Origin of the sequence: Phenylobacterium sp. VNQ135 (assembly GCF_049445735.1) — a bacterium.
In the GTDB taxonomy this organism is placed as follows: Bacteria; Pseudomonadota; Alphaproteobacteria; order Caulobacterales; family Caulobacteraceae; genus Phenylobacterium.
This window is the reverse complement of sequence record NZ_JBMSDS010000003.1, coordinates 221,617-247,055: the sequence shown is the minus strand read 5'-3', so window position 1 is coordinate 247,055 and position 25,439 is coordinate 221,617. Positions and strand designations below refer to the sequence as shown.

Below are 25,439 nucleotides of genomic sequence, written 5' to 3'. Positions count from 1 at the left end.
GCTTGAGCGTCGCGCTCAGCAGCGAAAGTCTGCTCGACCTCGCCAAGAGCCGCGCTCCCGCCGACCGGGAGCGCCTGCTCCTGGCGATCGCGGACCTCTGCGACACGCCGCATGCCGGCGAGGCCATGATGGCCCCGCAGATCCAGGGCCTGCTGTCGTCCATCTTCATGAGCCTGGTGGTCGAGGCCGAGCGCGACATCCGCCAACGCCTGTCCGAGAAGCTGGCCGGCGCGGACTGGGCGCCGCCGGCCCTGATCAACGTGCTGGCGCTGGACGAGATCGAGATCGCCCGGCCGGTGATCGAGAAGAGCCCCCTGCTCCGCGACCTGGACCTCGTGCGCCTGCTGGTCGAGGCCACCATCGAGCACCAGGTCGAGATCGCGCGTCGTCCGCGGATTTCCCAGAACATCGTCTCCGCCATCCTGCACCAGGGCGAGCCGGCCGTACTGACGGCGCTGGCCGCCAACGACAGCGCCGAACTGTCGCCGCGCGACATGGCCGAGCTGGTCGAACGCTCCCGGCAGATCGCGGCGCTGCGCCAGCCGCTCGCCCGGCACCCGCGCCTGACCAGCGACCTCGCCGAGCGGCTCTACCTTTGGGTGGGCCAGGCGCTGAAGAAGTCGCTGACCGACCGGTTCCGCCTGGACAGCGAGGCGCTGGACCGGGCGCTGGCCCATTCGGTGGCCGAGGCCCATGCCGGAGCGCCGCGCGCCTCCGGCCCGCGAATGGTCAAGGCCCGGGACGGCGAGCGCGAGGAGATGGAGCGGCGGCTGATCGAGAAGCTGCACGGCGCGGGCCAGCTCCGCCCGGGCTACCTCGTCCGCGCCCTGCGCGAAGGCCGGCTGACCCTGTTCGTCACCGCGCTGGCCATGCTGGGCCGGTTCGAGGCCGGCCAGGTGCAGCGGGCGATCGACTCCGACCAGCCCGAGCTGCTGGGCCTCGCCTGCGCCGCCGTCGGCATCGACCGCAGCGTCTTCCCCACCATCCTGGAACTGGTGCGCGACCTCAACGGCGGCCGTCCCGGAGGCGGCCCGGATTCCGGGCGGCGCGCCGTGGGGGCCTTCGCCCCCGTGAGCCCCAGCGTCGCGAACGCCGCCTTCCGCCAGGCGGCACGGACCCTCTGACCTTACGGGACGGCTGGACAGACGCGCCCGCTTGCGGCGTTCTCCCTGCGCCATGTTCAAGCCAGAGCCCTTTGTCACGCGGCTGACCTTCGTCGCCAGCGACCGCCCCGAGGCCCAGGAGGCGCGCGAGCGGCTGGCCGAACGCTATGGCGACGCCGGCCAGGACGTGGCCCAGGTGATCGTCGCCCTGGGCGGCGACGGCTTCATGCTGGAGACGGTCCATCGCTGCACGGCCGCGGGCAAGCCGATCTACGGCATGAACCGCGGCTCGGTCGGCTTCCTGATGAACGAATACAGCGAGGACGGCCTGCTGGAGCGTATCAACGCCGCCGAGCAGGCGGTCATCCACCCGCTGCGGATGAAGGCGCGGAGCGTCGACGGGGCGACGCACGAGGCGCTGGCGTTCAACGAAGTCTCGCTGCTGCGCCAGACGCGGCAGACGGCGAAGCTGCGCATCTCGGTGGACGGCAAGGTGCGGCTGGGCGAGCTGTCGTGCGACGGGGCGCTGGTGGCGACGCCGGCGGGCTCTACGGCCTACAACCTCTCCGCCCACGGGCCGATCATCCCGCTGGACGCCAAGATCCTGGCGCTGACGCCGATCAGCGCGTTCCGGCCGAGGCGGTGGCGCGGGGCCCTGCTGGCGCACACCGCCAAGGTGGATTTCCAGATCCTGGAGGCGGACAAGCGGCCGGTCAGCGCGGTGGCCGACAACTTCGAGGTCCGCGACGTCGCCGAGGTGCGCGTCGCCGAGGACCGGCACGTCTCGATCACCATGCTGTTCGACGCCGGCCGCAGCCTGGAGGAGCGGGTGCTGGCCGAGCAGTTCGCCGTCTGAGTAGCGCGGCCGTTCGGTTATCAGGTGTTATTAACGGGTTGGCCCTAGCTTGCCCGGTGCGACCCTCCCTGGAGAGCCACCGTGAGCGAGCATAAGTCCGGCCACCTGATCCAGCCGTCCAACGCCCTTCGCCTGAAGGTCGGCGGCGGCCGCCTGGGCATGATCGACGCTTCGGCCATCGCGAAGGCGGAGGCGGCCCTGCAGAGCCTGTCCGGGAACTTCGCCCAATGGCTGAACGACGAGGTCGCCAAGCTGGAGGCCGCCCGCCAGGTGGTCCGCGCCCAGGGCGTGACCGTCGAAACCATGGAGGCGCTGTACCTGCGCGCCCATGACCTGAAGGGCCTGGGCGCCACCTACGGCTTCCCGCTGATCACCCGCATCTCCGGGCTGCTCTGCCGGCTGATCGACGACAAGGCCAAGCGCACGGACGCGCCCATGCCGCTGATCGACGCCCACATCGACGCCATCAAGGCCGCCGTCCGCGACGGCATCAAGGACGTGGACCATCCGATCGGCAAGGTCCTGGTCCAGGAACTCGAAAGCCGGGTCCGCGAACTGGGCGCCTAGCCCATGATCCGGTCCATGGACTCCGCGACCGCGCCGTAGCCGGCGTCGGGCGGCAACACCAGCACGCGGCCTTCGGGCCGCGTTTCCACATGCGGCAGCACCGTCACCAGCGTGCGCGCTTCAGCGCGGGCCACGGCGTCGGCGGCGCTCTGCGCCTCCCCCAGGAGCTGGACGTTCATCCGCGTCGGGAAGATCACCGTCCGCTCGCCGGCCTCGGCCAGGCGCAGGACCTCGGACGGCGCGACCCACTCGGCGTCGACGGTCTCGCGGCCGTCGCAGGCGGCGAGCTGCCCCTCAGGCGCGCGGACCGCGTAGAACCAGGTGTCGAACCGCTTGGGCATCATCACGGGCGTGATCCAGCGGGCGAAGACGGTGAGCGCGTCGAGACTCAAGCGCACGCCGAGATCGCGGACGACGTCCAGGAACGCCGTCTCGCCGCGGTCGACCGCTTCCCGCACCGCCGGGTCGCAGGCCGCATCGAAGGGACGGCCGTCCCGCCGCTCGGCCAGCAGGATGCCGGCCTCCTCGAAGCATTCGCGGATGGCGGCGATGCGCAGCGCCCGCTGCTCGGCCTCAAGGCCCTCCCAGCCGCGAGCATGTTCGGTCCAGGCGGGATCGTGGTCGCCCGCGTGGGTCTTCCCGCCGGGAAACACCAGAGCGCCCGAGGCGAAGTCGATCTGGTGATGGCGCTTGACCATCAGCACCTGGAAGGCGGGGTCGTCGCGCAGCAGCAGGATGGTGGCGGCGGGCTTGATCTCGGAGACGGACATCGCGCCAGCTTGGGACCCCGGCGCGCAGCGGACAAGCGTGCCCCTAGGTCAGGCGCTCCCGACGGCCTCGCGAGCCGCGGCGCCGGCGCGGTTCATCCGGTCCAGCAGATAGTCGACATCCTCGCGCGCGGCGGCCTGCGGCTGGGTGAGGAAACGCTGGAGCATGCGCTCCTGGAAGCGCTCGCGGTCACGCGGTCCGCCGTCGAACTCCATGGCGTGGAAGGCGTCCACCGCCGCGCGGAAGGCCGGGAACAGCCGCGCCGGAAGGCCGGCCCGCTCGTAGATCGCCCGCAGGCCCAGGGGGCCGGCGTCGTGGATCATCAGCCAGGTGCGATGGTGCGGCACGCCGGCGAGTTCGGCCACGCCCCATTCGAAGAAGGTCATGTGGCCGTGCGCCAGGGCGCGGAGCAGCAGCGAAGCCGTCAGCCGCTTCTCGCCGTTCAGGTGGGCGACGAAGCTCTTCACGTCGGCGGCGCGGCCGGCCTGGTCGACCAGATCGACCGTGGCCCGCTCGGCGGCGCCGGTCGCCACCTCGAGCGCGGCTTCCGGCGAGACGGCATGGCGGCTGACCAGGTGGTCGCGCAGGCTGTCACCGACCAGGGTGATCAGCCGCTCGGTCACCGACAGCGGCAGCACATTGCGGTAGGCGATGGCCGCCAGAACCTTCTCGGACTCGGCGAACCGGCTCATGGCCTTCTGCAGGGCGTCCTCGCCGAAATCGGCCTTGTCGTTCGCGCAGGCGACACTCACGGCGCGCTCGCTGCCGTGTTCGGCGAGGGTGTCGGTGACCGCGCGCGACAGCACGGGCCGCTTGGCGATGGCGAGCTGGCGGACCGGTCCGCCCAGGCGGACGATCTCCGAGAGGTCCTCGTCGGTGAAGGCCGGCGAGAAGGCCAGCATCGGCAGGCAGACGGTCTCGACGTCCCTGGCCAGCTTCATCGCCACGTCGCGCGGCACCACCGGCGAGGCCTTCAGCGTCTCCACCAGCGCCCGGCGGACCATGACGGCGGCGTCGGCGGCCATGACCCGGAGGATCTCGGCGGCCGTCACCCGATCTTCGTCGCTGAGGATCTCGCGGTCGAGGCTGGTGCAGAGCTTACGGGCCGCAAGCGCCCGCTCGTCCGGCGTAGCGCCTTTGACCAGCGTGCGGATATCGCTCTCCGTCAACGCTGAACGCGTCGTCGCCATAAGCCCGCCCAAGAACCCCTACTCCGGTCAGCACCGGAGTCCCACGAGTCGAGTTATCGACCGTTAAGCTTAATGAGAGGTTGCCGGGCGAATCTGTGGATTAAGGCTCCCGCGTAACCCCGCGCCAACCGCACGGCGGCTAGCCTTCGCACGACGCTTCGCGAAGGGACTCCCGTGACCATCACCAGCAAGCCGGAAGACCTGGGCGGCCTCACCGTCAACGAACAGGGCATGAAGGCGCAGGCCGCCCTCCTGCCCTATGCCCTGGCCGCGTTCGCGGTGTGCCTGCCGGTCTTCGTCTGGGCGGGCAGCCACGCCGCCAACGCCGCCTGGATGAGCGCCGCCTTCGCGCTCTTCGCGATCGGCTGGGGCGCCTTCTACGGCGTGGTGAACTGGCTGAAGGACGACGCGGCGCGCGACCTTGCGCGGCGCGCCCGGGTGCAGGTGCTGGGCGGGCTGATCTGGGCCGGGACGATCGCCCAGCTCGCGATCTTCGCGGAAGGGTCCGGCGCGGCGCGCGAACCGCTGCTGCTGATGTCGCTCGGAGCCGCCCTGATCTGCGTGTTCTTCGCCGCGCCCTGGCTGCCCAGCCTGCTGATCGTCGCGCCGGCGGCGCTCGCCGGGCCCCTTGTGGCCCTCTTCAGCCGGCCGCACGACGCGGACCTGGCCCGGCTCGGGCTGGCCGCCGCCGCCCTGGCGCTGGCCCTGGCCCTGATGGTCAACCGCATCCTGCGCCGCCAGTTCAGCTTGGCCGTCGAGCGCGAGCACCTGATCGCCGACCGCGCCGAACAGGCCGAGGCCGCCCGCCGGCTGGCGCGCTCGAAGTCCGACCTGGTCTCGACCCTTTCGGACGAGATCCGCGACGGGCTGACCGGCGTCGCCCACATGCTGGCCTCCGCGGCCGGGACCGGCGGCCGGGCCGCGCCCTCGCGCCAGCAGCTCGCCGCCGCCCGGGAGGCGGTGGAAGACCTGCTCTCCGTGCTGCAGACCACCGTCGACGCCGAGACGGCCGAAGCCGGCGCGCTGATCGTGGAGCTGCGGCCCATCGACCTCGTGGGGATCGCCCGCGAGCTCGTGCTGCAGCACCGCCCCGCCGCGGCGGCGAAAGGCCTGGAGATCGGCCTCCACGTGGACGGCGAGCTGACCGGGGCCGCCATCGCCGACCCGGGCCGCGCGCGGCAGGTCCTCGCCGCCCTGATCGGCAACGCCGTGAAGTTCACCGTCCGCGGACGGGTGGAGGCGCGCCTTTCGGTGAGCGGCGGTCGGATGCTGGCGGCGGTGGCCGACACGGGTCCAGGGCTCAGCGACGAGGAGCTGGCGGTCGCGCTGCAGCCGTTCCGCCGCGTGGCGCGCACCAGCGCCGGCGCGTCGGGCGCGGGCCTCGGCCTGCCGCTCGCCTGCCGGCTGGCGGGCCTCATGGGCGGCGAGATCCGGGCGCAGAGCGCCCCGGGCGTCGGCTCCTGCTTCACCCTGGAACTGCCCTACGAGGCCGACGCCGTCCCGGCGGCGCGCGAGACCGCCGCCGCCGAAGCGGAGCCGCGACGCCTTCGGGTGCTGATCGCCTGCGACCAGGCCCTGGGCGCCGCCATGCTGCGCGCGACGCTGGAGCAACTCGGCCATCAGGTCGTCCAGGCCGCCGACGGGGCCCGCGCCGTGGAACTCGCCCGGGTCTGCGACCTGGACCTGGCGTTCGTGGAGACGCCGGACACCATCTTGGCCCTGCGCCGCCTGGCGGGCCGCGCCGCCGGGACGCCGGTGATCGGCCTTATCGAGGGCGGCGACGCCGCCGAGGCGGACGCGCGCCGCGCCGCCGGCGCCGACGCCCTGCTGCGCAAGCCCGTGACCGCGCCCGCGACGGCCCGCGCCATCGCCGAGGCGCTGTCGACGAGCGCCGCCGCCAATGACCGTGCGGTAGCCTGACAAGCGCTCCAACGCCTGTTTAAATCCCCGCCGAACCGGGGAGAGAACGCGTGCTGCTGCAAGGGCTGAAGGTCGTCGACTTCACCGCCTACATCGCCGGACCAGGGGCGGCGGCGATCCTCGGCGACTGGGGCGCGGACGTGATCAAGGTGGAACGCCCCGGGGGCGACGCCATGCGCCACATCTTCGGCGACCTGAAGACCGACCTGGGCGCCAATCCGACCTTCGACGTCGACAACCGCGGCAAGCGCGGCGTCGTGCTGGACATCGGCAAGCCTGAAGGCCGGGAGGCGCTGGCGAGGCTGGCGGCCGACGCCGACGTCTTCCTGACCAACGTGCGGCCGGCCTCGCTGAAGAAGTATGGCCTGGACGCCGACACGCTGCGGGGGGCCAATCCGCGGCTGGTCTATGCCGTGATCACGGGCTTCGGCTTGGAAGGGCGGGACGCGCACAAGCCGGGCTTCGACGTCACCGCCTTCTGGGCGCGGGCCGGCGTGGCGGCCATGACCGCGCCGAAGGGCATGGACCCCTTCCTGCTGCGCTCAGGCGTCGGCGACCACACCACCTCGCTCGCCACGGTTTCGGCGATCCTGGCGGCGCTGTACGAACGCGAACGGACCGGCGAAGGCCGGCTGGTGCAGACCTCGCTGCTGGCGACCGGCGTCTATGTGATGAGCTCGGACCTGGCGGTGCAGCTCAAGTTCGGCCGCGTCGCGTCGGCACGGACGCGGGACAATCCGATCAACGCCCTGGCCAATCTCTACAAGAGCTCGGACGGCCGCTGGTTCGTGCACAACCCGCGCGGCTCCGGCGGCGGCTGGGAGGCGTTCTGCACGGCCGCGGGGCGGCCGGAACTGATCGCCGACGAGCGGTTCGCGACGGGCAAGGCGCGGCGCGAGAACGCCAAGGCGCTGACCGAGGAATTCGACAAGGGCTTCGCCGCCCTGCCCTTCGACGAGATCGCCCGCCGGCTCGACGCCGCCGACCTTGTCTGGGCGCCCGTCCAGACCCCGGCCGACGTCGCAGCCGACCCGCAGGTGGAGGCGGCCGGCGCCTGGATCGACATCGACGACGGCCAGGGTGGAACGGTCCGCTCGATCGCGGCTCCGGCGCGGTTCCCCGGCGCCGACCCGACGCGGCGACCGCCCTCGCCAGCGCTTGGCCAGCACACCCGGGAGGTCCTGGCGGAACTGGGCTACGCCGAGGCCGAGATCGAGGCGATGCTGGCGAGCGGGGCGGCGGCCTGACGGCGCGACCTGCGCCCGAATTCAGGCCGGCTCAGGCGCGCGGCTCGCGTAGGCGGCGCTGAGCGCGCGGTAGGGCCGCGAGTTCAGCGCGATCGTGGTGACGATCACGCCCACGACGCCGGCGAGGGTGAAGACCAGGGCGATGCCGCGATCGGGACCGCGCCCGAACCAGTCGCCGATGGCATCGGCGCCCGCCCCGTCCGTCATCAGCGGGATGAAGACGAACTGGGTGAGCGGGCCCATCAGGAAGGCGGTCAGGGGCGAGGCCGCCTGCTCCACCGACTGGGCGAAGCCGAAGACCCGGCCCTGGCGCTCGAAGGGTACGACCTTCTGCAGCGTCGTGTGCTCGGCGGCCTCGGCGTAGGGGCCGAGGAACATCCAGACGAAGCAGCCGGCGGCCAGCAGCCATATCGACGACTGCAGCGTGAAGACGCAGCACACGCTCCACATGATCAGGTTCACGAGCAGCAGGGTGCGCAAAGGGTTCGACCCCAGGCCGGTGCGGGCGATGACCATCCCGGAGAGGATGAAGGCGGTCGAGACGCCGCCCCAAAGCAGCCCCCACGCCTGGACCGAAACCAGCGACAGGCCATAGGCGTCCATCAACGCCATGAAGATGCCGCCCAGGAAGTTGTTGAAGGCGGCGAAGAAGATCAGCGCGAAGAGACCGGGCACGGCGCCGATCACCTTGAGCGTGCCGGACAGGTCCATGCGCCGGGACGCGGCCGGCTCGCCCGGCGTCGCCTCGCGGGCGGGCTCGTCGAGGCGGACGAACAGCAGATGCAGGAACACCGCCACGGTGAAGGCCATCGCCAGCGCGAGGGTGGCGTACATGCCGCCCCAGGCCACCAGGAAGCCGCTGATCACCGAGGTGGTCAGGAAGCCGACGCCGGTGACCATGCCGACGAGGCCGTTGGCCTTGTCGCGGCGGTCCTCCGGGACCAGCACCGTCACCAGCGTCGGGAGCGCGATGCCGCGGATGTTGCCGGCGAGCATGCCGAGCATCACCAGCAGGACGAACAGCCACAGATGGACGCCGCCGACGTCGCGCATGGCCGGCTCGCCCACCGCCAGGTGATAGGCGAGCGACAGGGCGTAGAAGACGAAGGACACGACGCTGGAGCCCAGCATCACCAGCTTCTTGCGGTTGTGATCGACGAGGCTGCCGAACCACATGCCGGAAGCCGCCGTGAAGACCACATAGATGCCGGCGATCATGCCCGTGGCGAAGACCGACCGGGTCTCGAGGTAGACCCAGAAGGTCAGCGCGAACCAAACCGTGTAGTTGGTGACGTTGGCGACGAGGTTGTTGCCCAGCAGCTGGTAGAACGGCTTCATGCGCGCGGCCCAAAGGGGCCGCCGGGCCCCGCTTGCTTCAGATATGGGCGTTCGGCGAAATGTGCCTAGCCCAGTTCGGCCAGGGCGGGGGCGATCTCGTCGAGCAGCTCGCGGGCCAGGAAGCCGACGGGCGCGATCCGGGCGGCGAGGCGTCGCCCAGCGGCGCCGTGGATGTACGAGCCCCAGGCCGCGGCCTGGGCCGGCGGGGCGCCGCGCGCCAGGAGGCCGCCGATGATCCCTGAGAGCACGTCGCCGGAGCCGGACGTCGCCAGACCCGGACAATGCCCGACATTGCGCCACGCGCGCCCGTCCGGCGAGACGATGAAGGTCTCGGGCCCCTTCAGCGCGACGACCGCATGGAGGTCGGCGGCGAGCGACCGGGCGGCGTCCAGCGGGGCGGCCTCGACCTCGGCCTTGCTGCGCCCGAGCAGTCCGGCCATCTCGCCCGCGTGAGGCGTCAGCACCAGGCGGCCGGCGTGGCGGCGGGCCCGGTCCGGCGCCTCGGCCAACCCCGGCATGGCGGCGGCGTCGACGACCATCGGGGGACCGTCGGGCTGCATCAGGCGCAGCGCCAGTTCGCCGGCGGCGGCGCTGTCCAGCAGGCCGGGGCCGATGACCACCGCATTCACCCGCGGCGCGGCGTCGGCGAGCGCGGTGGCCGCCTCGGCCGCGAGTTCGCCGTCGGCGGTCTCGCGGAGGCCGAAGACCCGGGCCTCCGGCAAGGCGAGGGCGAGGTGGGTGGCGAAGGAGGCCGGCGCGGCCACCTGCAGCTTGCCAGCGCCCGCCCGCAGCGCCGCCACCGCCGCCAGCAGCACGGCGCCCGCCACCTGGGTCCCGCCGCCGGCCACAAGGACGCGCCCACGGCTCTCCTTGTCGGTCTCGGTCGGGATCACGGGCAGGGGCCAGGCGCCCAGGCTCTGCGGCGTGAGTTCGACGAGGCTCATCGCGCGGCCACGGCGGCGTCCGGCTCGCGGGTGACGGGCGCGCCCTCACGCTCCAGCGGCGCCACGAAGTTGTAGCGGTGGAGCTTGAGGCAGCCGTTCGGCCCTTCGGACGCGTCGAGCCGGTATTCCGTGACCGAGCAGTTGGCGACGTCGGCCTCCCGATCGACCGCGAGGATCTCCGCCTCCGTCATCTCCTCGATCAGGTAGCGCAGGCAGAGGACGACGACCTGATGGGTGACAATCAGCACCCGCTCGCCCGCATGGTGCAGCGACAGCGTGTCGAGCGCGCTGCGGAGCCTGAGGATCACGTCGCACCAGCTCTCCCCGCCGGGGGGCCGGTGATAGAACTTGCCCAGCAGCCGGCGGAATTCGGCCTGGTCGGGAAAGTCGGCCTCGATCCCTGAGCGGGTCAGGCGGTCGAGGACGCCGAACTCCTTCTCGCGCAGCCGCTCGTCCGGCGTCGGGCGCTTGGCCTGGGCCGAGAAGCCGCCGCAGTCGCGCACGATGTCGGCGGTCTGCAGGGCGCGGACGTAAGGCGAGGTCAGCACCACCTGGGGCCGCTCCTCCATCGGCTGGGCGCCGAACCAGCGGCCGAGCGCGCAGGCCTGCTCGTGGCCGAGCGGCGAGAGCGGCACGTCGACGTCCCGCTCGGCGATGTCGATGCGGGGCAGCCGGCCGGCCTCGGCGAGATCGCGCGCGACGTTGCCGGCGCTCTGGCCGTGACGGACGATCCACAAGCGTTCGGGCCAGCGCTGCGCCATTGCTCAAACCTTCGCCGATGAAACCAACGGCGATGGCAACGCGGCTGGAGGCGGTTGCGCTCCCGCCTAGGAGGCGTCGCGGCTGTCCGACAGGACCTTGAGCATCTCGGAGGTGAACAGGGAGCCCGTCAGGCGCGAGCCGACGCCGAGTTGGTCGTTGGGCTGGGAGCCCTTGAGGATGAGCTGGATCAGCGCCTCCTCGTCCCGCTGGCGCGAGAGCTGGCGAGCGGAAGCGTACTGGATGAAGCCGCCGTCGTCGTCCGAGGCCTTGTCGCCCGAGGTAGCGGCGCCGGCCCCGCCCGTGCGGGTGAGATTGGCGTAGACCTCGGAGACCGTCGCGGCCCGGCCGTCGCGGTAGAAGATCGAGCGGTTGGCCTGGGCCGCGTCCGGGAACAGCGCGGCGGCCGAGGCGCCGGGGCGTGACTGGGCGGCCTCGATCAGCTTGGCCGAGCCCTGCGGCCCCAGGAAGTGGGCGGCGTACAGTTCGCCTGCCGTGGGCGTGCGGCCGGTGCGGCCCTTCAGATAGGCGGCATGATCCGAGGCGAGCTCACCGGCCATCAGCGAGGCGGCATGCGGATCGAGGCGCAGGTCCATCACCGCCCGCCGCGCCTCGGCGCCGGTCACGCGGTAGCGGCCGTCGGCGCCCTGGCTGATCAGTTCGGCGTAGCGGGCGTAGCCGTACTTCGAGCCGTGGGTCTTGAGCGTCTGGAGCCAAGTCTGCTCGACGAACTGGAAGAGGCCCGCCGCCGAGGAGGAGGACGCGCGCGCCGTCGGATTGAAGCCGCTCTCCCGATGGGCGGTCTTCATCAGGAAGCTGAAATCGACGCCGGTCGCTTTGGAGGCGCGATCGATCGCAGCCTCGACGATCCCGCGAATCCCCTGGACGGCCATGGCTTTAGGCATGCGACCGGCATGGTTAACGCGCCGCTAACCATATCCGCGACGGGCGATTGACAGATGTAATCTCCAGGCGCACATCTAGTGCGTCTTACAAGTGTAACCCAGGAGTTCGGTCATGGCTGCTCTGGCTTCCCTCGCTTCCGGCTTCGCCTGGAACGGACGGCGGGTCTCGCGGACGACGGTCGTCGTGGGGCTCTCGATTGCGGCCCACGCGGGCGTTGCGGCGTACCTGGCGATGATGCAATTCGCGCCCCCGCAGCCGCCGGTCACGCTGGACCCGCCGGTGACCGGCCCCTGGATCCGGCTGGAGAAGCCCAAGCCCCCGCCGCAGCCGACGGAACGCCCGAAGACGCTTACGCCGCACAAGCCGGTGAGCAGCGCGGCCGCGCCCATCGATCCGCTGCCCGTCGATCCGCCGGACGAGGTGCGCCCGCCGCCGATCGGCCCGGTCGCGGAGCTGAAGGTTGACACGCCCGTGCAGACCCGGCCCGCGCCGGACCCGGTGATCGGCAATCCGAGCTGGCTGCGGCTGCCCGACGCCCAGGACCTGGCCCGGCACTACCCGGACGGCGCCATCCGGCGGGGGCTGGAAGGCTCGGCCACCATCTCCTGCACGGTGACGGCCAAGGGCGCCATCGGCGGCTGCGAGGTGGTGTCGGAGACCCCGGCGGGGGCGGGCTTCGGCCAGGCGGCCGTGAAGCTGTCGCGCTACTTCCGCATGAGCCCGAAGACGGTCGACGGGCGCGCCGTCGAGGGCGGGATCGTGCGGGTGCCGATCCGCTTCCGCCTGCCCGAGGCCTAGTAGCTCTTCGGGAGCCCCAGCACGCGTTCGGCGATGTAGTTGAAGATCATCTCGCGGCTGACAGGGGCGATGCGCGGGATCATCGCCTCCCGGAAGTAGCGCTCGACGTCGTACTCCCTGGCGTATCCCATGCCGCCGTGGGCGAGGACGGCCGCTTCGCAGGCGCGGAAGCCGGCCTCGCCCGCGAGGTACTTGGCCGCGTTGGCCTCGGCCCCGCACTCGCGGCCAGCGTCGTGGAGGGCGGCGGCCTTGAAGGCCATCAGGTTCGCCGCCTCGAGCTCGGCCCAGGACCTGGCCAGCGGATGGGCGACGCCCTGGTTCTGGCCGATGGGGCGGCCGAAGACGACGCGTTCCTTCGCATAGGCGGCGGCTTTCTTCAGGGCGGCGCGGCCGAGGCCGACGGCTTCCGCGGCGATCAGGACGCGCTCGGGATTGAGGCCCTCCAGCAGGTAGCGGAAGCCTTGGCCTTCCTCGCCCACCAGGGCGTCACCGGGGACGTGCAGGTCCTCGATGAAGACCGCGTTCGACTCCACCGCCTTGCGGCCCATCTTCGGGATCGGGGTGGCCTGGATCTTCGAGCGGTCGAAATCGACGTAGAAGAGGCTGATGCCCTCGGTGGGCTTCCTCGCCTGCTCGCGCGGCGTGGTGCGGGCGACGATCAGCATCTTGGTCGCCCGCTGGGCCATGGTGGTCCAGAGCTTGCGGCCCGAGATGACGTAGCCGCCCTCGGTGCGCACCGCCTTGGTGGCGAGCCGGGTGGTGTCGAGGCCGGCGTCCGGCTCGGTGACGCCGAAGCACATCCGGTCCTCGCCTGAGATCAGGCGAGGGATCAGCCGCTGCTTCTGCTCCTCCGTGCCGAAGCGGGCGAGCGGCATGGGGCCGAAGATGTTGAGGTGCAGGGCGCTGGCGCCCGAGAAGCCCGCGCCGCTCTCGGCCACCGCCTGCATGGCGATGGCGGCCTCGGTGAGGCCCAGGCCCGAGCCGCCCAGCTCCACGGGCATGGCGGCGCCCAGCCAGCCGGCCTTGGCCATCTCGGACACGAAGGCTTCCGGGAAGTCGCCGGTCTCGTCTGTGCGGCGCCAGTAGGACGCGTCGAAGCGGGCGCAGAGCTTCAAGACTCCGTCGCGGATCGCCTGCTGTTCGTCGGTGAGCCAGAAGCCGGTCATGGGAAGCGTCTCGGGTCGAACCGTGCGGCATAGGGCCCTGGATCGCGGCCGATGGCCAGCGCGGCGACGATATGGGCGACCAGCGGGGCCAGCAGCCAGCCGTTGCGTCGCGCGCCGGCCGCCAGGATGAGGCCGGGCTCCGCGCCGAAGCCGACCAGCGGCAGGCCGTCCGGCGTGGCGGCGCGGACGCCGGCCGAGAGTTCGAACCGCGCGTCGGCGAGCGCCGGGAACAGCCGGGCGGCCGCCACGCGCAGCGGCTCCGCCTTGGCCGGGTCGACGGCGGCGTCGGCGACGCCGGGCTCCATGGTGGCGCCGACGGTCATCACGGCCTGGCCCGGCGCGGCGTAGGCCCCCTGCCCACGCACGGTGACGCCGGCGGCCCAAGGCGCCTGGACACGCAGGATGTGGCCCTTGATCGGCGAGAGGACGGACAGCTCGGGGGCGAGAGGCGCGGGGCCGGCGCCGGTGGCCACCACGAGCAGGTCGGCGTCGCCGCGTCCGGTGACGGCTTCCGAGCGGAACTGCACGCCGGCGGCCTGGGCGGCGGCGCGGAGGGCGGCGAGCGCCTGGACCGCGTCGAGCCGCCAGTCCTCGCGCGTCAGCAGGGCCCGCGTCCAGGCGGGCGAGAGGCCTGGCGCAAGGACCTGGGCCGTGGCGGCCGGCAGCTCGGCGGGGTGCAGGCCAAGGCGCGTGAACTCCGCCGCCACGCCTTCCAGCCAGGCCTCGTCGCCGACAGCCGTCGCGCCGTCGCGGTGCAGACCGATCCCTGCGCGTTCGGCCAGTCCCGGCCAGAGATCGCGCCCGGCCAGCAGGACGTCGAAGTGCGGCCGCGCGGCGGCGTCCAGCACGGCCTCGAAGGCGGGCGCGATCATGCCCGCCGCGACGCCCGAGGCATTGGCCGCGGGCTCGGCCGGATCGCAGACGGTGACATGCAGGCCCGCGTCGGCCAGCGCCACGGCGCACGCCAGGCCCAGGGCGCCCGCGCCCGCGATCGTCACCGTCGGCTGCCTGCTCATCGGCTCCCTAACGACCCGCCCCGCCTCGGAAAATCAAGGCCGCGCTTGCGCGGAACCTGGGCCGCGGCGGCGGGTTCAACCGGACGCCCGCCCCTCTCAAGCCCACGGAGACCCCCATGGCGACCGGGACCCAGACCAGCACGACCAAGAAAAGCAAATCATCGGCGACGAAGGCCAAGACCGCGTCGAAATCGGCGTCGTCCTCGAAGTCGACGGCCAAGAAGACCTCGACGACGCCGAAGAGCGACCCCGCGACCCGCCTGCTGATGCAGGACCACCGGGCCGTCGAGAAGCTGTTCAAGCAATACGAAAAGGCCAAGGAGAAGCCCGCCGAGAAGCAGGCGATCTTCCAGCAGATCTACATGGAGCTGGCGGTCCACACGCAGATCGAGGAGGAGATCTTCTATCCCGCCTCGCGGCCGCACCTCGACGAGGAAGACATCGTCAACGAGGCCGAGGTCGAGCACGCTTCGGCCAAGGACCTGATGGCCCAGCTTCAGAAGATGAAGCCGGAAGACCCCTACTACGACGCCAAGGTCACCGTCCTGAAGGAGATGATCGAGCACCACGTCGAGGAGGAGGAGAAGGAATACTTCCCCGAGTGCCGCAAGTCCGACATGGACCTGAAGGCCGTCGGCGAGCAGCTCAAGGCCCGCAAGGAAGAGCTGATGGCCAAGATGGGCGGGTCCGCCCTCCAGTAGGATGGCGGAAGCCCTCGAACCAGCCCTGCCGCCCGAGATCGACAGCCTCGCGGAGCGCGTGCTCCGCGAGGCGTGCGACCGGAACCTCACCCTGGCCACGGCCGAGAGCTGCACCGGCGGGTTGCTTGCGTCCCTGCTGACCGACCTTCCGGGCGTCAGCCACGCCTTCGAGCGCGGCTTCGTCGTCTACACGCCCGAGGCCAAGCACGAGATGCTGGGCGTCCCGCAGACGATCATCGACAACGACGGCGTGGTGAGCGAGCGCTGCGCCCGGGCCATGGCGGAAGGCGCGATCGCCAACTCCAAGGCCGACGTCGCCGTCTCGATCACCGGCTTCGCGGAGGGTGGGCCGGGACAGCCGGCGGGCCTCGTCCACTTCGCCTGCGCCCGCCACGGCAGCCCCACGCTGCACCGCAAGGAGACCTTCGGCGACGTCGGCCGGGCCGAGGTCCGGCTCGAGGCCCTGAGGGTCGGCCTGGAGTTGCTGCGCCGGCAGATCGCCCCGCCGACCGGCGCTGCCTGATCAGCGTTCACGAATCCACCTAGGCTCCCATCCGCCCGACGTTTGCGTGTTGCCAAGCCGCAGCAATTCCGCAATGGAGGGGGCGTACGTCTTCACTAGAAAGACGGGTATGTTTAGGGGGGCGACTAGGTGCTGCGAGACTTCCTGGTCTGGCTCGCGACCGAGCTAGGTAAGGGCAAGGGGGAATACCCCATGTCCTGGAGCGAGGCGCTGGCCTCGTCTCTGAACTTCTGGGGCCTTCTGGAAGGCACCCACGTGCTCACGCTGATGCTGTTCGCCGGCACCATCTTCCTGGTGGACCTGCGGCTGCTGGGCGTCGCCTTCAAGCGGACGCCGGTCTCGGTGATCAGCGACCGGGTGCTGCCGCTGACGGTCTTCGGCTTCGTGCTGATGCTGCTGACCGGCCTCGCGCTCTTCTACGCCAAGCCCTTGCTTTATTATCACAATCTCTGGTTCCGCCTGAAGCTGGTCTTCCTGGCGGTCGCGCTTCTCAACATCATGGTCTTCCATTGGCGGGTTCAGCGAAACCGGCATGAGTGGGACACCGCCGCGAGGCCGCCGGCCAAGACGCGGCTGTCGGCCGCCGTCTCGCTGCTGTCTTGGATCCTGGTGATCACCTTCGGCCGCTTCATCGCCTACGACTGGTACGAGTGCGGCAAGGCCCTGCCCCACTGGGCCAACGCCGTCCAGGAATGCGCGCGCTCCGAGCACGGCGCCATCGACATCGGGGAGATGCCGCAATGAGCCTGGCTCCGCAGGACTTCCTTCCGGCGATTCAGCCCTGGGTGGCGACGCTGGACCAAACCTGGCCGGGCGCGGCCGTGAAACCCTGGTTCGCGCAGTGGGAGGTGGGCCACCTCCTCTCGCTCGTGCTGCTGGGCGGGGCGAGCATCCTGCTCAACCTGCGCCTGATCGGCTTCGGCCTTTCGGACCAGACGCCTTCCGAGGTGCGCCGCGACGTCTCGCCCTGGCTGCACCTGGGCGTGGCGGGCATCCTGATCACGGGCGTGCTGATCGGCGCCTCGAACCCCGAGCGCCTCTACACCTCCGAAGCCTTCACGGCGAAGATGCTGGGCCTTCTGGCGGCGGTGATCCTGACCTACGGCGTCAGCCTGCCCCTGGCGCGCAACGAGGGACGGGCCGGGACCGCCGCTCGCCTGCTCGGCCTGCTGGGGATCGTCGTCTGGGCGCTGTCGCTCTACGTCTTCGCTTCGGCCAAGTTGGTGAACCCGGGCCTTTGGCACGTGGCAACGGCCGCGGCGCTGATCGTGCTCTTCGTCAGCCGCGGCCTCACCCGGATCGTCTATGCGGCGGGGCTGGCCGGACTGATCGCAATCCAGTTCGTGACGACGCACTTCGTCATCAAGCCGGACGACTTCACCCGCCTGGACCCCGCCAACAAGACGTTCTTCTTCGTCTTCGCGGCCTGGATCCTGGGCGCGGCGGCCGTGCAGGTCGTCTCGTCGGGGCGCAACGAGGCGGGCGCGGGGGCATACACCAAGGCGATGGCCTATGCCGCCATCCTGGTGTGGGTGACGACGGCGGCCGCCGGGCGCTGGATCGCCTTCGCCTAGGCCGGGACGGGCGTCAGGGCCGGGTGCTTGCTGCCCCAGCCCTGATGCCACTCGGGCTCTCCCGAATAGCGGTGGGCCAGGAAGTCGACGAAGCCCCGGACCTTGGCCGCCAGATGGCGCGCATGCGGATAGACCGCATGCACGTGGATCAGCTCGGGCTCATAGTTGCAGAAGAGGGGCACGAGGCGGCCTGAACGCAGGTCGGCCGCGGCCGCGAACGCCGGGCTGCGGGCGACGCCGAAGCCGGCCCGGGCGGCGGCCACGCAGGCGTCGGCGCCGGCGAACCGCAGCCGACCGTTCACCCGCACGTCGTGCGGCTCCCCGTTCTTCAGGAAGCGCCAGACCGTGGGATCGCGGCCGTTGGTGTCGAGGATCGCCTCGACCTGCGCGAGGTCGGCCAGCTCCCTGGGCGCGCCCACGCGGGCCAGGTACTCGGGCGAGGCGCAGGTGACCATGCGCACGGCGGCCAGCTTGCGCGCCACCAGCGACGAGTCCGACAGGTGACCGATGCGGACGGCCACGTCGAAGCCCTCCTCCACGAGATTGACCATGCGGTCGCTGAACACCACGTCCAGGGACACCGAAGGGCAGCCGGCGGCGAAATCCAGTAGCGCGGGGGTGAGCTGGCTGGCGCCGAAGGACATCGGCGCCGAGATCTTCAGAAGCCCCGACGGGCCGCTCTGGTCGCGGACGGTGGTCTCCAGGGTCTCGAAGTCCTCGAGCAGCTCGCGGGCGCGGTCGAGGTAGGCTCGGCCGACGTCGGTCAGCGACACGTCGCGCGTGGTTCGGTTCAACAACCGCGCCTTGAGCCGGTTCTCGAGCCGGGCGACCAGTTTCGAGACCTGGGCGGAGGAGACGTCCAGCTTGCGCGCCGCCTGGGTGAAGCTGCGGGCGTCGGCCACCGCCACGAAGGCGGCGATCTCGTCGAGACGGTCCATCGGATTGTTTCCTTTCAGGCAAGACAGTCCTTCAAACGAGGCCGATTATCAACAGCACGGATAGGGACCACCTTTCGCTCAACCCGAGGCGTTCTCCACAACGCGCTTCGGACCCCTCGCGAAAGGCCCCCTTCTCATGTCGCAAACCCGCACCGTCGCCGTCGTCGTCGGCTCCCTCCGCAAGGACTCGGTGAGCCGCAAGGTCGCCAAGGCGCTCGCCGCCCAGACGCCGAACCTGAAGTTCGATTTCGTCGAGATCGGCGACCTGCCGCACTACGACCAGGACATCGAAACCGACAGCCCGCCGGCCGCCTGGACCAAGTTCCGCCAGGAGATCGCCGCCCATGACGCGGTGCTGTTCGTCACGCCCGAGTACAATCGCTCTGTCCCCGGCGCGCTGAAGAACGCGATCGACGTGGGCTCGCGCCCCTATGGCTCCAGCGCCTGGGACGGCAAGCCCGGCGCGGTGATCAGCGTCAGCCCGGGCGCCATCGGCGGCTTCGGCGCCAACCACCATCTTCGCCAGGCGCTGGTGTTCCTGAACGTCCCCCTGCTCAGCCAGGAAGCCTATATCGGCAACGCCTTCACCCTGTTCGACGACGCCGGCGAGCTGATCAACGAAAGCACCGCCGAGTTCCTGAAGACCTTCGGCGCGGCGTTCAGCGCCTGGATCGAGAAGATCCTGGCCGAGACGCCGGCGGCCCGCGCGGCAGCCTGACGACCATGCGGCTCCCGGCGCTCTACATCCCGCACGGCGCGGGTCCCTGCTTCTTCATGGCGTGGACCCGCGGGCCGGCCGACACCTGGGCGCGGACGGAAGCGTTCCTCCGCGGCCTCGTGGACAGCCTGCCGGAACGGCCGCGCGCGATCCTGGTGGTCTCGGGCCACTGGGAAGCGCCGGTGTTCACCGTGGGCTCGGGCGAGGCGCCGGGGCTGATCTTCGACTACTACGGCTTTCCCGAGCACACCTACGAGCTAACCTTCCCGGCGCCGGGGTCGCCTGAGCTGGCGGCGCGGGTTCGGGGCCTGCTCGCCGAGGCCGGCATCGCCTCGGCGGCCGATCCGGACCGCGGCTGGGATCACGGGGTCTTCGTGCCCCTGAAGCTGGTGACGCCCGAGGCGGACATCCCGGTGGTGCAGCTCTCGCTGAAGGCGACGCTCGATCCGGCCGAGCACCTGGCCGCCGGCCGGGCGCTCAAGCCGCTCCGGGACGAGGGCGTGATGATCGTGGGCTCGGGGATGAGCTGGCACAACATGCGGGGCTTCTCGCCCGCCTACACGGACGCCTCGGCCGGGTTCGACGCCTGGCTGGCGGAGGCGGTGAACGACCCGGCGAAGCTCGCCGCCTGGGCCGAAGCCCCGAATGGCCGCCTCGCCCACCCGCGCGAGGAACACCTGGCGCCGATCTTCGTCGCCGCAGGGGCGGCCGAGGGCGAGCCGGCACGCGCCGTGTTTCGCGACACCGTCATGGACGTGGTGGTGTCCGCCTTCCAGTTCGGCGAGCCGCAGCCGCAAGCCGCAGCCGCCTGATCGCCTCCCCAGCGAGGGACCCCGGAGGCCCTCTCCTCCCCCACGGCGCACGCACACACCCGCCGCGGAGGGCCTCCGGACTTCGCCTCCCTCAGAGATCGGACGTCAGGCCGCCGCCGAGCGCGCCGCTTCGGACTTTTCCAGCGCCGCCTCGAGGGCCTCGTAGAGCCGCGCGGCCTCGATGGGCTTGGCGACGTAGCCGTCCATGCCCGCCTCCAGGTACTCGGCGACCTGGTGGCTCATGGCGTTGGCGGTGAGCGCGACGATGGGCGTGCGGGGGCGCCGGAGCGCCACCTCGCGCGTGCGGATGAGGGCCGTGGCGGTGGGGCCGTCCATCACCGGCATCTGGATGTCCATGAGGATCACGTCCCAGGGCTCGCGCTCCCAGGCGGCCACGGCCTCGCGGCCGTCGGGGACGATCACAGGCTCGACGCCCACCTGGGCCAGCAGGGTCTTGAGCACCAGCTGGTTCATGGGGTTGTCCTCGGCGGCGAGGACGCGCAGCGGCCGGTCCGGCGCGGGCTCGCGCGGCTGGACGGCCTTGGCCTTTCCCTTGGGCGGCGCCTTCCGCCCGCCCAGCTTCTCCAGCGGCAGGCGGACGGTGAAGGTCGCGCCGCGGCCACGGGCGGAGACGGCGGTGATCTCCCCGCCCATCAGCTCGGTGAGTTCACGGCAGATGGCCAAGCCCAGGCCGGTGCCCCCGAAGCGTCGCGTGGTCGAGGCGTCGGCCTGCTCGAACTTGCGGAACAGGTTCACGAGCTGGTCCGGAGCGATGCCGATGCCGGTGTCGGTCACCTCGAAGACGAGCTCGCCGGCCTTGCGGCCGACGCGGACCTTCACGCCGCCGCGGTCGGTGAACTTCAGCGCATTGGAGACCAGGTTCCACAGCACCTGGCGGACCCGGACGGGGTCGCCGCGGTAGAGGCCGCGGGCGGCCCGATCGACGGACAGTTCGAAGGTCAGCCCTTTCTCCTCGGCCACGGCGCCGAAGGTGGCGTGCACCGCCTGGGCGAGTTCGGCGACGTCGAACTCAGCCTCCTCCAGGTCGAGCTTGCCGGCCTCGACCTTGGACAGGTCCAGCACGTCGTTGAGGATGGCCAGCAGGCTCTCGCCGGAATGGCGGATGACGTCCAGGCGCCCGCGCTGCTCAGGGGACAGCGCCTCGGCGGCCATCGCCTGGGCCATGCCCAACACGCCGTTGAGCGGCGTGCGGATCTCGTGGCTCATCGTCGCCAGGAAGGCGCTCTTGGCGCGGTTGGCCGCCTCGGCCTCGTCGCGGGCGCGGATCAGCGCCTGTTCCTGGGCCTTTCGCGCGGTGATGTTCTGGACGGCGCCTACGAGCCGCAGCGGCCTGCCGCCCTCGCCCTGGATGAAGCGCGCGGTTCCGGCCAGCCAGACCTCCTGTCCGTCGTTGCGGAAGGCGCGGTACTCGGGATGGTAGGGCGTGCCCTCGGCGAGGTGGCGTTCCCAGGCTTCCTGGACCGCGGCGCGGTCCCGTGGATCTATGGAGCTCCAGATGTCCTTGGACAGGGCCTCGTAGGTCTGGGGCGCGTCGTAGAAGGTCGCCTCCGCGCCGACGCTGATCAGTTCGCGCCGGACGAAGTCGAGTTCGAAGACATGGAGATCGGCCAGCTCCATGGCGAGCCGCATCCGCTCTTCCGAACGTTCCGTGCGCTCCAGGGCCTCCACCACCGCAGTGATGTCGTAGGAGGCCATGATCATCCCGCCGACCTCGCCGTCGGCCTCGCGCCACGGCGTGACCTCGACCCGCACCCAGTTGCAGCCGCCGTCCGGGCGCGGCAGCGGGTGACGCTCGACCTTGTAGCCGGTTCCGTGTGCGACCGAGTGGGTGAGCCCCTCGCGGAACTGTTCGAAGATGTCGGGGCGCAGGTCGAAGAGCGTCTCGCCGATGACCTTGCGTCCGGTGAGGCCACGGCCCTTGATCCATGGGGCGCTCGCGTAGAGCACCCGCATCTCGCGGTCGGTCAGGACCAGCGAGGTCGGCAGCGCGTCGATGATCGCCGTCAGCGTCCGCTCATAGCCGGATCGGGCGCCGCGGGCCTTCACCCGGATCCATTCGTCGGCGACGAAGTCGGCGAGGTCCTGCAGGCGGGCCGCGAGGTTGCGGTCGTAGGCGCGGGGCTCGAGGCCCGCCACCCAGAGCGCGCCCGGCGTCGAGCCGTCCTCGAGGCGGATCGGCGCGCCGGCGAAGAAGCGGACGAAGGGCGCGCGGGCCACGGTCGGATCGTCGCGGAAGAGCGGGTCGGCGCGGCAGTCCTCGACCCAGAGGAGTTCGCCCGTGCGCATGACCTCGCGCACGCCGACGGCGTCGCCGGGCGTACGGCCGTGCGGATCGCGGCTGCGCCAGACGGAGTCGCCGTTGCAGAGGGTGACCTGGGCCTCGACCGCGCCGAACAGGGTCCGGGCCAGGCGTGTGGCGCGGTCGAACACCGGCGCGGACTCCTCGAGCCCCGCCGGCCGCGCCGCCACATCGCGCCTCTTGCGCCCCATGCATTCCCCTCGACAGGCGAAACGCCCAGGCCGACAACCTGGCATGGCGCGGGTTAAGCCGGACTTTAGATCGCCGCGCGGCGCGCCAGATGATGCAGGACGATCCCGCTCGTGGTGGCGACGTTCAGGCTGTCGAAGCCGCCCGCCATGGCGATGCGGACGGTGCGGGTCCGAGCCAGGACGCCCGACGCGAGGCCGGGGCCTTCGGCGCCGAAGACCGCGGCGACCCGGGCGGGCGGGACGAGGTCGGCGAGCTCGACCGCGCCACGGGGACTGAGGGCCACGACGTCGAGGCCCGCGCCGCCCAGGGACGACACGAGATCGACGCCGCGCGGCAGGCGGGCGAAGGGCACGGCGAGCGCCGCGCCCACGCTGACCCGGATCGCCTTGCGATAGAGCGGATCGCAGCAGTCGGCGTCGAGCAGCACCGCGTCGGCGCCGAAGGCGGCGGCATTCCGGAAGATCCCGCCCATGTTGTCGTGGTTGGCGATGGCCGAGAGGCCGACCACCAGCGCCCGAGCCGGCAGGGCGGCCAGCAGTTCGGCCGGATTCCGCTCGGCCCGACGGCCCAGCGCCAGGAGGCCGCGGTGGATGGGGAAGCCCACGATGGCGTCCATCACCGCCTGCGAGGCCGCGTACACGGGCGTGTCGGGCGGCAGGTCCGCGGCGAGGCCGGCGAGGCCCTCCAGCCGCTTCTCGGCCACCAGCAGGGAGACCAGGCGGTCGGGGATGGCCCGGACCGCCTTCTCCAGCACCACCCGGCCCTCGGCGACGAAGAGGCCATCGCGGCCCACGAGATCGCGCTCGCGGACCGCGCGATAGCCCTCGATCCGAGGGTCGTCCGGGTCCTCGATGCGGACGACTACCAGATTTTCACCCGGTCGGCGGGCGCCAGGTAGAGCTTCTGACCGGGCTCGACCTTGAAGGCCGGATACCAGGCGTCGAGGTTGCGCACGGTGAGCGCCCGGTAGGGTCCGGGCGAGTGGACGTCGGTGACCACCTGGCGGCGCAGGGCGGCCTCGCGAGCCTTGGAGCGGTAGTTCTGCGCCCAGCCCAGGAAGAACCGCTGCTCGGCCGTGAAGCCCTCGATCGTCTCGGGCGGCTTGCCGTTCAGCGACAGGAGATAGGCGTCCCACGCCGCGGCGAGGCCGGCGACGTCGGCGATGTTCTCGCCCAGCACCTGCTGGCCGTTGAGGTGCAGACCGGGCAGCGGCTCGTAGGCGCTGTACTGATCGGCGAGCTTCTTGGTCTCGGACTTGAAGCGGGCCAGGTCCTCCGGCTTCCACCAGTTGCGCAGCGCCCCGTGCTCGTCGAACTGGGCGCCGAGGTCGTCGAAGCCGTGGCTGACCTCGTGGCCGATCACCCCGCCGATGGCGCCGTAGTTGACCGCATCGTCCGCGTTCGGATCGAAGAAGGTGGGCTCGAGGATCGCAGCAGGGAAGCTGATGGAGTTCTGCGACGGGGCGAACAGGGCGTTCACCGTCTGGGGCGTCATGAACCATTCGGTGCGGTCCACCGGCTTGCCCAGCTTGGCCACGTTGCGGCGGTATTCGAAGAGGTCGGCGCGGTGCTGGTTGCCGTAGGCGTCGCCGCGAACGACCTCCAGGCCCGAGTAGTCGCGCCACTTGTCGGGATAGCCGACCATCACCTCGAAGTTGGCCAGCTTCTTCTTCGCCGCCGCCTTGGTCTCAGGCGTCATCCAGTCCAGCGCGTCGACCCGCTTGCCGAAGGCGGTGAGGATGTTCTGGGCCATTTCGCGAGCCTTGGCCTTGGCTTCGGGCGAGAAGTGGCGCTCGGCGTAGATCTTGCCCACCGCCTCGCCCAGGGCGTTGCTGGTGGCGTCGACGCCGCGCTTCCAGCGCTCGCGCTGCTGCGGCGTGCCGGAGAGGGCCTGGCCGTTGAAGGCGAAGTGCTCATCGACGAAGGCCTTGGACAGGTAGGGCGCGCCGCGCTCCACGGCATGGAAGGCCAGGTAGTCGCGCCAGCTCTGGATGGGCTGCGCGCCGACGAGCCTGGCGATGCCGGCGATGGCAGTGTCCTGCCAGGCGCCGAAACGCGGCTGGTCGGCGAGGCCCGCTGCAGTGAGGAAGGCGTCCCAATCGATGCCGGGCGCCTTCCGGGCGAAGTCGGCCCGGCTCCAGACGTTGTTCGCCTTCTGGATGTCGCTGGTCTGGTCGACCGTCCAGTGGGCGCCGGCGATGGCGGTCTCGAGGGCCACGACGCGCTTGGCGCGGGCGTCCGCGTCGTCGTAGCCGGCCAGGCGGAACATGTTCGCGACGTGAGCCTGGTACTTGGTCCGCAGTTCCTGGAAGCGTGGGCTGTCGCCCAGGTAATACTCGCGGTCGGGCATGCCGAGGCCGCCCTGCATCACGTAGGGGCGGTATTGGCTGGTGTCGGTCAGGTCCTCGGCGACCCAGAGGCCGAACAGGCGATCGGTGTAGAAGTCGGTGGCGTTCAGCGCATCGACGTCGGCGCGCAGCGTGGCGCCCAGCTCACGCGAGAGGTCCGTGCGGGTGCGGATCGCGGCGATGCGGTCGAGTTCCGGCTTCAGCGGCCGGACGCCGAGCTGCTCGATGGCGGCCTCGTCCATGAAGCTGGCGAAGTAGTCGCCGATCTTGCGGGCTTCCGAGCCGGCGGGGGCGTTGGAGGCCGCGGCGTCCTCGATGATCGCACGGGTGCGCTTGGCGGCGGTCTCGGCGATGACCCCGAAGCTGGTGAGGTTGGAGCGGTCCGGCGGAATCTCGGTGCGGTCCACCCACTTGCCGACGGCGTAGCGGTAGAAGTCGTCGCCCGGCGCGACGGATGTGTCCATGCCCGAGACGTCGAACCCGAAGGTCCCGACCTGGGCCTTGGGACGGGCGGGTTCCGGCGCCGGCGCGGGCGCAGGCTCGGCGGCGGGCGGCAGCGGCGCCGCGGTGGCGCAGGCGGACAGCAGGGCCGCGGCGGACGCAGCCGCGAGCCAGGACGGACGGACGATCATCTGGAACATCTCTCCCAAGACGCACGGGATCGCCCGCGCGCGTTTGCCGGTGTCTTACACCGCGGGCGCGAGCGGAAAACCGTTACACCTTTGTCATTTGCCCG

24 protein-coding genes are annotated in these 25,439 nt (G+C 71.3%); 12 read left to right on the top strand and 12 right to left on the bottom strand.

Annotated features, from left to right (window positions below; translation table 11 throughout):
* Nucleotides 1-2 precede the first annotated feature (2 nt).
* The 3 genes from ACO2Q0_RS12315 to ACO2Q0_RS12305 all read left to right on the top strand — a co-directional run bounded on the left by ACO2Q0_RS12315 (nucleotide 3) and on the right by ACO2Q0_RS12305 (nucleotide 2,526).
* Nucleotides 3-1,124, top strand: a complete 1,122-nt coding sequence (locus ACO2Q0_RS12315) for a DUF2336 domain-containing protein (RefSeq protein WP_423351815.1) — start codon at nucleotides 3-5, stop codon at nucleotides 1,122-1,124.
* A 52-nt stretch (nucleotides 1,125-1,176) separates the two neighbouring features.
* Nucleotides 1,177-1,959: an NAD kinase gene (locus ACO2Q0_RS12310; protein ID WP_423351814.1), complete on the top strand. Its 783-nt coding sequence runs from the start codon at nucleotides 1,177-1,179 to the stop codon at nucleotides 1,957-1,959.
* 81 nt (nucleotides 1,960-2,040) lie between these two features.
* The gene (locus tag ACO2Q0_RS12305) at nucleotides 2,041-2,526 is read left to right on the top strand and encodes an Hpt domain-containing protein (RefSeq protein ID WP_423351813.1); all 486 of its coding nucleotides are present in this window, start codon (nucleotides 2,041-2,043) and stop codon (nucleotides 2,524-2,526) included.
* On the opposite strand, the gene ACO2Q0_RS12300 is transcribed toward ACO2Q0_RS12305, so the two are convergent.
* Both ACO2Q0_RS12300 and ACO2Q0_RS12295 read right to left on the bottom strand, forming a co-directional pair.
* Complete coding sequence (locus ACO2Q0_RS12300; RefSeq protein ID WP_423351812.1) at nucleotides 2,523-3,296, bottom strand: NUDIX hydrolase; 774 nt, start codon at nucleotides 3,294-3,296, stop codon at nucleotides 2,523-2,525. The genes ACO2Q0_RS12305 and ACO2Q0_RS12300 overlap by 4 nt on opposite strands.
* A 48-nt stretch (nucleotides 3,297-3,344) precedes the next feature.
* Entirely contained in the window at nucleotides 3,345-4,484 is a 1,140-nt protein-coding gene (locus ACO2Q0_RS12295) for a DUF2336 domain-containing protein (RefSeq protein ID WP_423351811.1), read from the bottom strand.
* A 174-nt stretch (nucleotides 4,485-4,658) separates the two neighbouring features.
* On the opposite strand from ACO2Q0_RS12295, the gene ACO2Q0_RS12290 reads away from it, so the two are divergent.
* Complete coding sequence (locus ACO2Q0_RS12290; RefSeq protein WP_423351810.1) at nucleotides 4,659-6,404, top strand: ATP-binding protein; 1,746 nt, start codon at nucleotides 4,659-4,661, stop codon at nucleotides 6,402-6,404.
* A gap of 50 nt (nucleotides 6,405-6,454) precedes the next feature.
* Complete coding sequence (locus ACO2Q0_RS12285; RefSeq protein WP_423351809.1) at nucleotides 6,455-7,651, top strand: CaiB/BaiF CoA transferase family protein; 1,197 nt, start codon at nucleotides 6,455-6,457, stop codon at nucleotides 7,649-7,651.
* 21 nt (nucleotides 7,652-7,672) lie between these two features.
* Here the strand turns inward: ACO2Q0_RS12285 and ACO2Q0_RS12280 are convergent, their stop codons facing one another.
* From ACO2Q0_RS12280 to ACO2Q0_RS12265, 4 genes are all read right to left on the bottom strand, one after another.
* On the bottom strand, nucleotides 7,673-8,989 hold the full coding sequence (locus tag ACO2Q0_RS12280) for an MFS transporter (protein ID WP_423351808.1): 1,317 nt from the start codon (nucleotides 8,987-8,989) through the stop codon (nucleotides 7,673-7,675).
* A 65-nt stretch (nucleotides 8,990-9,054) separates the two neighbouring features.
* Nucleotides 9,055-9,933 carry an NAD(P)H-hydrate dehydratase gene (locus ACO2Q0_RS12275; RefSeq protein ID WP_423351807.1) on the bottom strand — a complete coding sequence of 293 codons (879 nt, stop codon included), beginning with the start codon at nucleotides 9,931-9,933 and terminating at the stop codon, nucleotides 9,055-9,057.
* A complete protein-coding gene (locus tag ACO2Q0_RS12270) occupies nucleotides 9,930-10,694 on the bottom strand; it encodes a histidine phosphatase family protein (protein ID WP_423351806.1) in 765 nt (254 codons plus the stop codon). The genes ACO2Q0_RS12275 and ACO2Q0_RS12270 overlap by 4 nt, the downstream gene beginning before the upstream one ends.
* Nucleotides 10,695-10,760: 66 nt before the next feature.
* Complete coding sequence (locus ACO2Q0_RS12265; protein ID WP_423351805.1) at nucleotides 10,761-11,597, bottom strand: transglycosylase SLT domain-containing protein; 837 nt, start codon at nucleotides 11,595-11,597, stop codon at nucleotides 10,761-10,763.
* Nucleotides 11,598-11,709: 112 nt separating this feature from the next.
* On the opposite strand from ACO2Q0_RS12265, the gene ACO2Q0_RS12260 reads away from it, so the two are divergent.
* Nucleotides 11,710-12,396, top strand: coding sequence for a TonB family protein (locus tag ACO2Q0_RS12260; RefSeq protein WP_423351804.1), 687 nt, complete (start codon nucleotides 11,710-11,712; stop codon nucleotides 12,394-12,396).
* On the opposite strand, the gene ACO2Q0_RS12255 is transcribed toward ACO2Q0_RS12260, so the two are convergent.
* Together ACO2Q0_RS12255 and ACO2Q0_RS12250 are read right to left on the bottom strand one after the other, a co-directional pair.
* A complete protein-coding gene (locus ACO2Q0_RS12255; protein WP_423351803.1) occupies nucleotides 12,393-13,562 on the bottom strand; it encodes an acyl-CoA dehydrogenase family protein in 1,170 nt (389 codons plus the stop codon). The two genes, ACO2Q0_RS12260 and ACO2Q0_RS12255, sit on opposite strands and share 4 nt — an antisense overlap.
* On the bottom strand, nucleotides 13,559-14,578 hold the full coding sequence (locus ACO2Q0_RS12250) for an NAD(P)/FAD-dependent oxidoreductase (RefSeq protein ID WP_423351802.1): 1,020 nt from the start codon (nucleotides 14,576-14,578) through the stop codon (nucleotides 13,559-13,561). Before ACO2Q0_RS12250 ends, ACO2Q0_RS12255 begins: the two co-directional genes overlap by 4 nt.
* A gap of 116 nt (nucleotides 14,579-14,694) precedes the next feature.
* On the opposite strand from ACO2Q0_RS12250, the gene ACO2Q0_RS12245 reads away from it, so the two are divergent.
* From ACO2Q0_RS12245 to ACO2Q0_RS12230, 4 genes are all read left to right on the top strand, one after another.
* On the top strand, nucleotides 14,695-15,279 hold the full coding sequence (locus ACO2Q0_RS12245; protein ID WP_423351801.1) for a hemerythrin domain-containing protein: 585 nt from the start codon (nucleotides 14,695-14,697) through the stop codon (nucleotides 15,277-15,279).
* Nucleotide 15,280: 1 nt separating this feature from the next.
* A complete protein-coding gene (locus ACO2Q0_RS12240; RefSeq protein WP_423351800.1) occupies nucleotides 15,281-15,802 on the top strand; it encodes a CinA family protein in 522 nt (173 codons plus the stop codon).
* Nucleotides 15,803-15,931: 129 nt separating this feature from the next.
* The gene (locus tag ACO2Q0_RS12235) at nucleotides 15,932-16,546 is read left to right on the top strand and encodes a DUF6644 family protein (protein WP_423351799.1); all 615 of its coding nucleotides are present in this window, start codon (nucleotides 15,932-15,934) and stop codon (nucleotides 16,544-16,546) included.
* On the top strand, nucleotides 16,543-17,376 hold the full coding sequence (locus ACO2Q0_RS12230) for a DUF6644 family protein (RefSeq protein ID WP_423351798.1): 834 nt from the start codon (nucleotides 16,543-16,545) through the stop codon (nucleotides 17,374-17,376). Before ACO2Q0_RS12235 ends, ACO2Q0_RS12230 begins: the two co-directional genes overlap by 4 nt.
* Here the strand turns inward: ACO2Q0_RS12230 and ACO2Q0_RS12225 are convergent.
* Nucleotides 17,373-18,314, bottom strand: a complete 942-nt coding sequence (locus tag ACO2Q0_RS12225; protein ID WP_423351797.1) for a LysR family transcriptional regulator — start codon at nucleotides 18,312-18,314, stop codon at nucleotides 17,373-17,375. The genes ACO2Q0_RS12230 and ACO2Q0_RS12225 overlap by 4 nt on opposite strands.
* Before the next feature lie 136 nt (nucleotides 18,315-18,450).
* On the opposite strand from ACO2Q0_RS12225, the gene ACO2Q0_RS12220 reads away from it, so the two are divergent.
* Nucleotides 18,451-19,032, top strand: a complete 582-nt coding sequence (locus tag ACO2Q0_RS12220; protein WP_423351796.1) for an NADPH-dependent FMN reductase — start codon at nucleotides 18,451-18,453, stop codon at nucleotides 19,030-19,032.
* A 5-nt stretch (nucleotides 19,033-19,037) separates the two neighbouring features.
* Nucleotides 19,038-19,844 (top strand): DODA-type extradiol aromatic ring-opening family dioxygenase, encoded by an 807-nt coding sequence (locus tag ACO2Q0_RS12215; RefSeq protein ID WP_423351795.1) that lies wholly within the window; start codon nucleotides 19,038-19,040, stop codon nucleotides 19,842-19,844.
* 105 nt (nucleotides 19,845-19,949) lie between these two features.
* Here the strand turns inward: ACO2Q0_RS12215 and ACO2Q0_RS12210 are convergent, their stop codons facing one another.
* From ACO2Q0_RS12210 to ACO2Q0_RS12200, 3 genes are all read right to left on the bottom strand, one after another.
* Nucleotides 19,950-22,355, bottom strand: coding sequence for an ATP-binding protein (locus ACO2Q0_RS12210; protein ID WP_423351794.1), 2,406 nt, complete (start codon nucleotides 22,353-22,355; stop codon nucleotides 19,950-19,952).
* A 65-nt stretch (nucleotides 22,356-22,420) separates the two neighbouring features.
* Nucleotides 22,421-23,149, bottom strand: coding sequence for a TrmH family RNA methyltransferase (locus ACO2Q0_RS12205; RefSeq protein WP_423351793.1), 729 nt, complete (start codon nucleotides 23,147-23,149; stop codon nucleotides 22,421-22,423).
* A gap of 68 nt (nucleotides 23,150-23,217) precedes the next feature.
* On the bottom strand, nucleotides 23,218-25,344 hold the full coding sequence (locus ACO2Q0_RS12200; protein ID WP_423351792.1) for a M13 family metallopeptidase: 2,127 nt from the start codon (nucleotides 25,342-25,344) through the stop codon (nucleotides 23,218-23,220).
* Between the last annotated feature and the right edge of the window lie 95 nt (nucleotides 25,345-25,439).

What these genes read in the sequence shown, in the direction of transcription:
- ACO2Q0_RS12310 (WP_423351814.1), top strand. Translation starts at nt 1,177, where the DNA reads ATGTTCAAGCCAGAGCCCTTTGTCACGCGGCTGACCTTCGTCGCCAGC.
- ACO2Q0_RS12300 (WP_423351812.1), bottom strand. Translation starts at nt 3,296, where the DNA reads ATGTCCGTCTCCGAGATCAAGCCCGCCGCCACCATCCTGCTGCTGCGC.
- ACO2Q0_RS12295 (WP_423351811.1), bottom strand. Translation starts at nt 4,484, where the DNA reads ATGGCGACGACGCGTTCAGCGTTGACGGAGAGCGATATCCGCACGCTG.
- ACO2Q0_RS12280 (WP_423351808.1), bottom strand. Translation starts at nt 8,989, where the DNA reads ATGAAGCCGTTCTACCAGCTGCTGGGCAACAACCTCGTCGCCAACGTC.
- ACO2Q0_RS12275 (WP_423351807.1), bottom strand. Translation starts at nt 9,933, where the DNA reads ATGAGCCTCGTCGAACTCACGCCGCAGAGCCTGGGCGCCTGGCCCCTG.
- ACO2Q0_RS12270 (WP_423351806.1), bottom strand. Translation starts at nt 10,694, where the DNA reads ATGGCGCAGCGCTGGCCCGAACGCTTGTGGATCGTCCGTCACGGCCAG.
- ACO2Q0_RS12265 (WP_423351805.1), bottom strand. Translation starts at nt 11,597, where the DNA reads ATGCCTAAAGCCATGGCCGTCCAGGGGATTCGCGGGATCGTCGAGGCT.
- ACO2Q0_RS12260 (WP_423351804.1), top strand. Translation starts at nt 11,710, where the DNA reads ATGGCTGCTCTGGCTTCCCTCGCTTCCGGCTTCGCCTGGAACGGACGG.
- ACO2Q0_RS12255 (WP_423351803.1), bottom strand. Translation starts at nt 13,562, where the DNA reads ATGACCGGCTTCTGGCTCACCGACGAACAGCAGGCGATCCGCGACGGA.
- ACO2Q0_RS12250 (WP_423351802.1), bottom strand. Translation starts at nt 14,578, where the DNA reads ATGAGCAGGCAGCCGACGGTGACGATCGCGGGCGCGGGCGCCCTGGGC.
- ACO2Q0_RS12245 (WP_423351801.1), top strand. Translation starts at nt 14,695, where the DNA reads ATGGCGACCGGGACCCAGACCAGCACGACCAAGAAAAGCAAATCATCG.
- ACO2Q0_RS12240 (WP_423351800.1), top strand. Translation starts at nt 15,281, where the DNA reads ATGGCGGAAGCCCTCGAACCAGCCCTGCCGCCCGAGATCGACAGCCTC.
- ACO2Q0_RS12230 (WP_423351798.1), top strand. Translation starts at nt 16,543, where the DNA reads ATGAGCCTGGCTCCGCAGGACTTCCTTCCGGCGATTCAGCCCTGGGTG.
- ACO2Q0_RS12225 (WP_423351797.1), bottom strand. Translation starts at nt 18,314, where the DNA reads ATGGACCGTCTCGACGAGATCGCCGCCTTCGTGGCGGTGGCCGACGCC.
- ACO2Q0_RS12220 (WP_423351796.1), top strand. Translation starts at nt 18,451, where the DNA reads ATGTCGCAAACCCGCACCGTCGCCGTCGTCGTCGGCTCCCTCCGCAAG.
- ACO2Q0_RS12215 (WP_423351795.1), top strand. Translation starts at nt 19,038, where the DNA reads ATGCGGCTCCCGGCGCTCTACATCCCGCACGGCGCGGGTCCCTGCTTC.
- ACO2Q0_RS12210 (WP_423351794.1), bottom strand. Translation starts at nt 22,355, where the DNA reads ATGGGGCGCAAGAGGCGCGATGTGGCGGCGCGGCCGGCGGGGCTCGAG.
- ACO2Q0_RS12200 (WP_423351792.1), bottom strand. Translation starts at nt 25,344, where the DNA reads ATGTTCCAGATGATCGTCCGTCCGTCCTGGCTCGCGGCTGCGTCCGCC.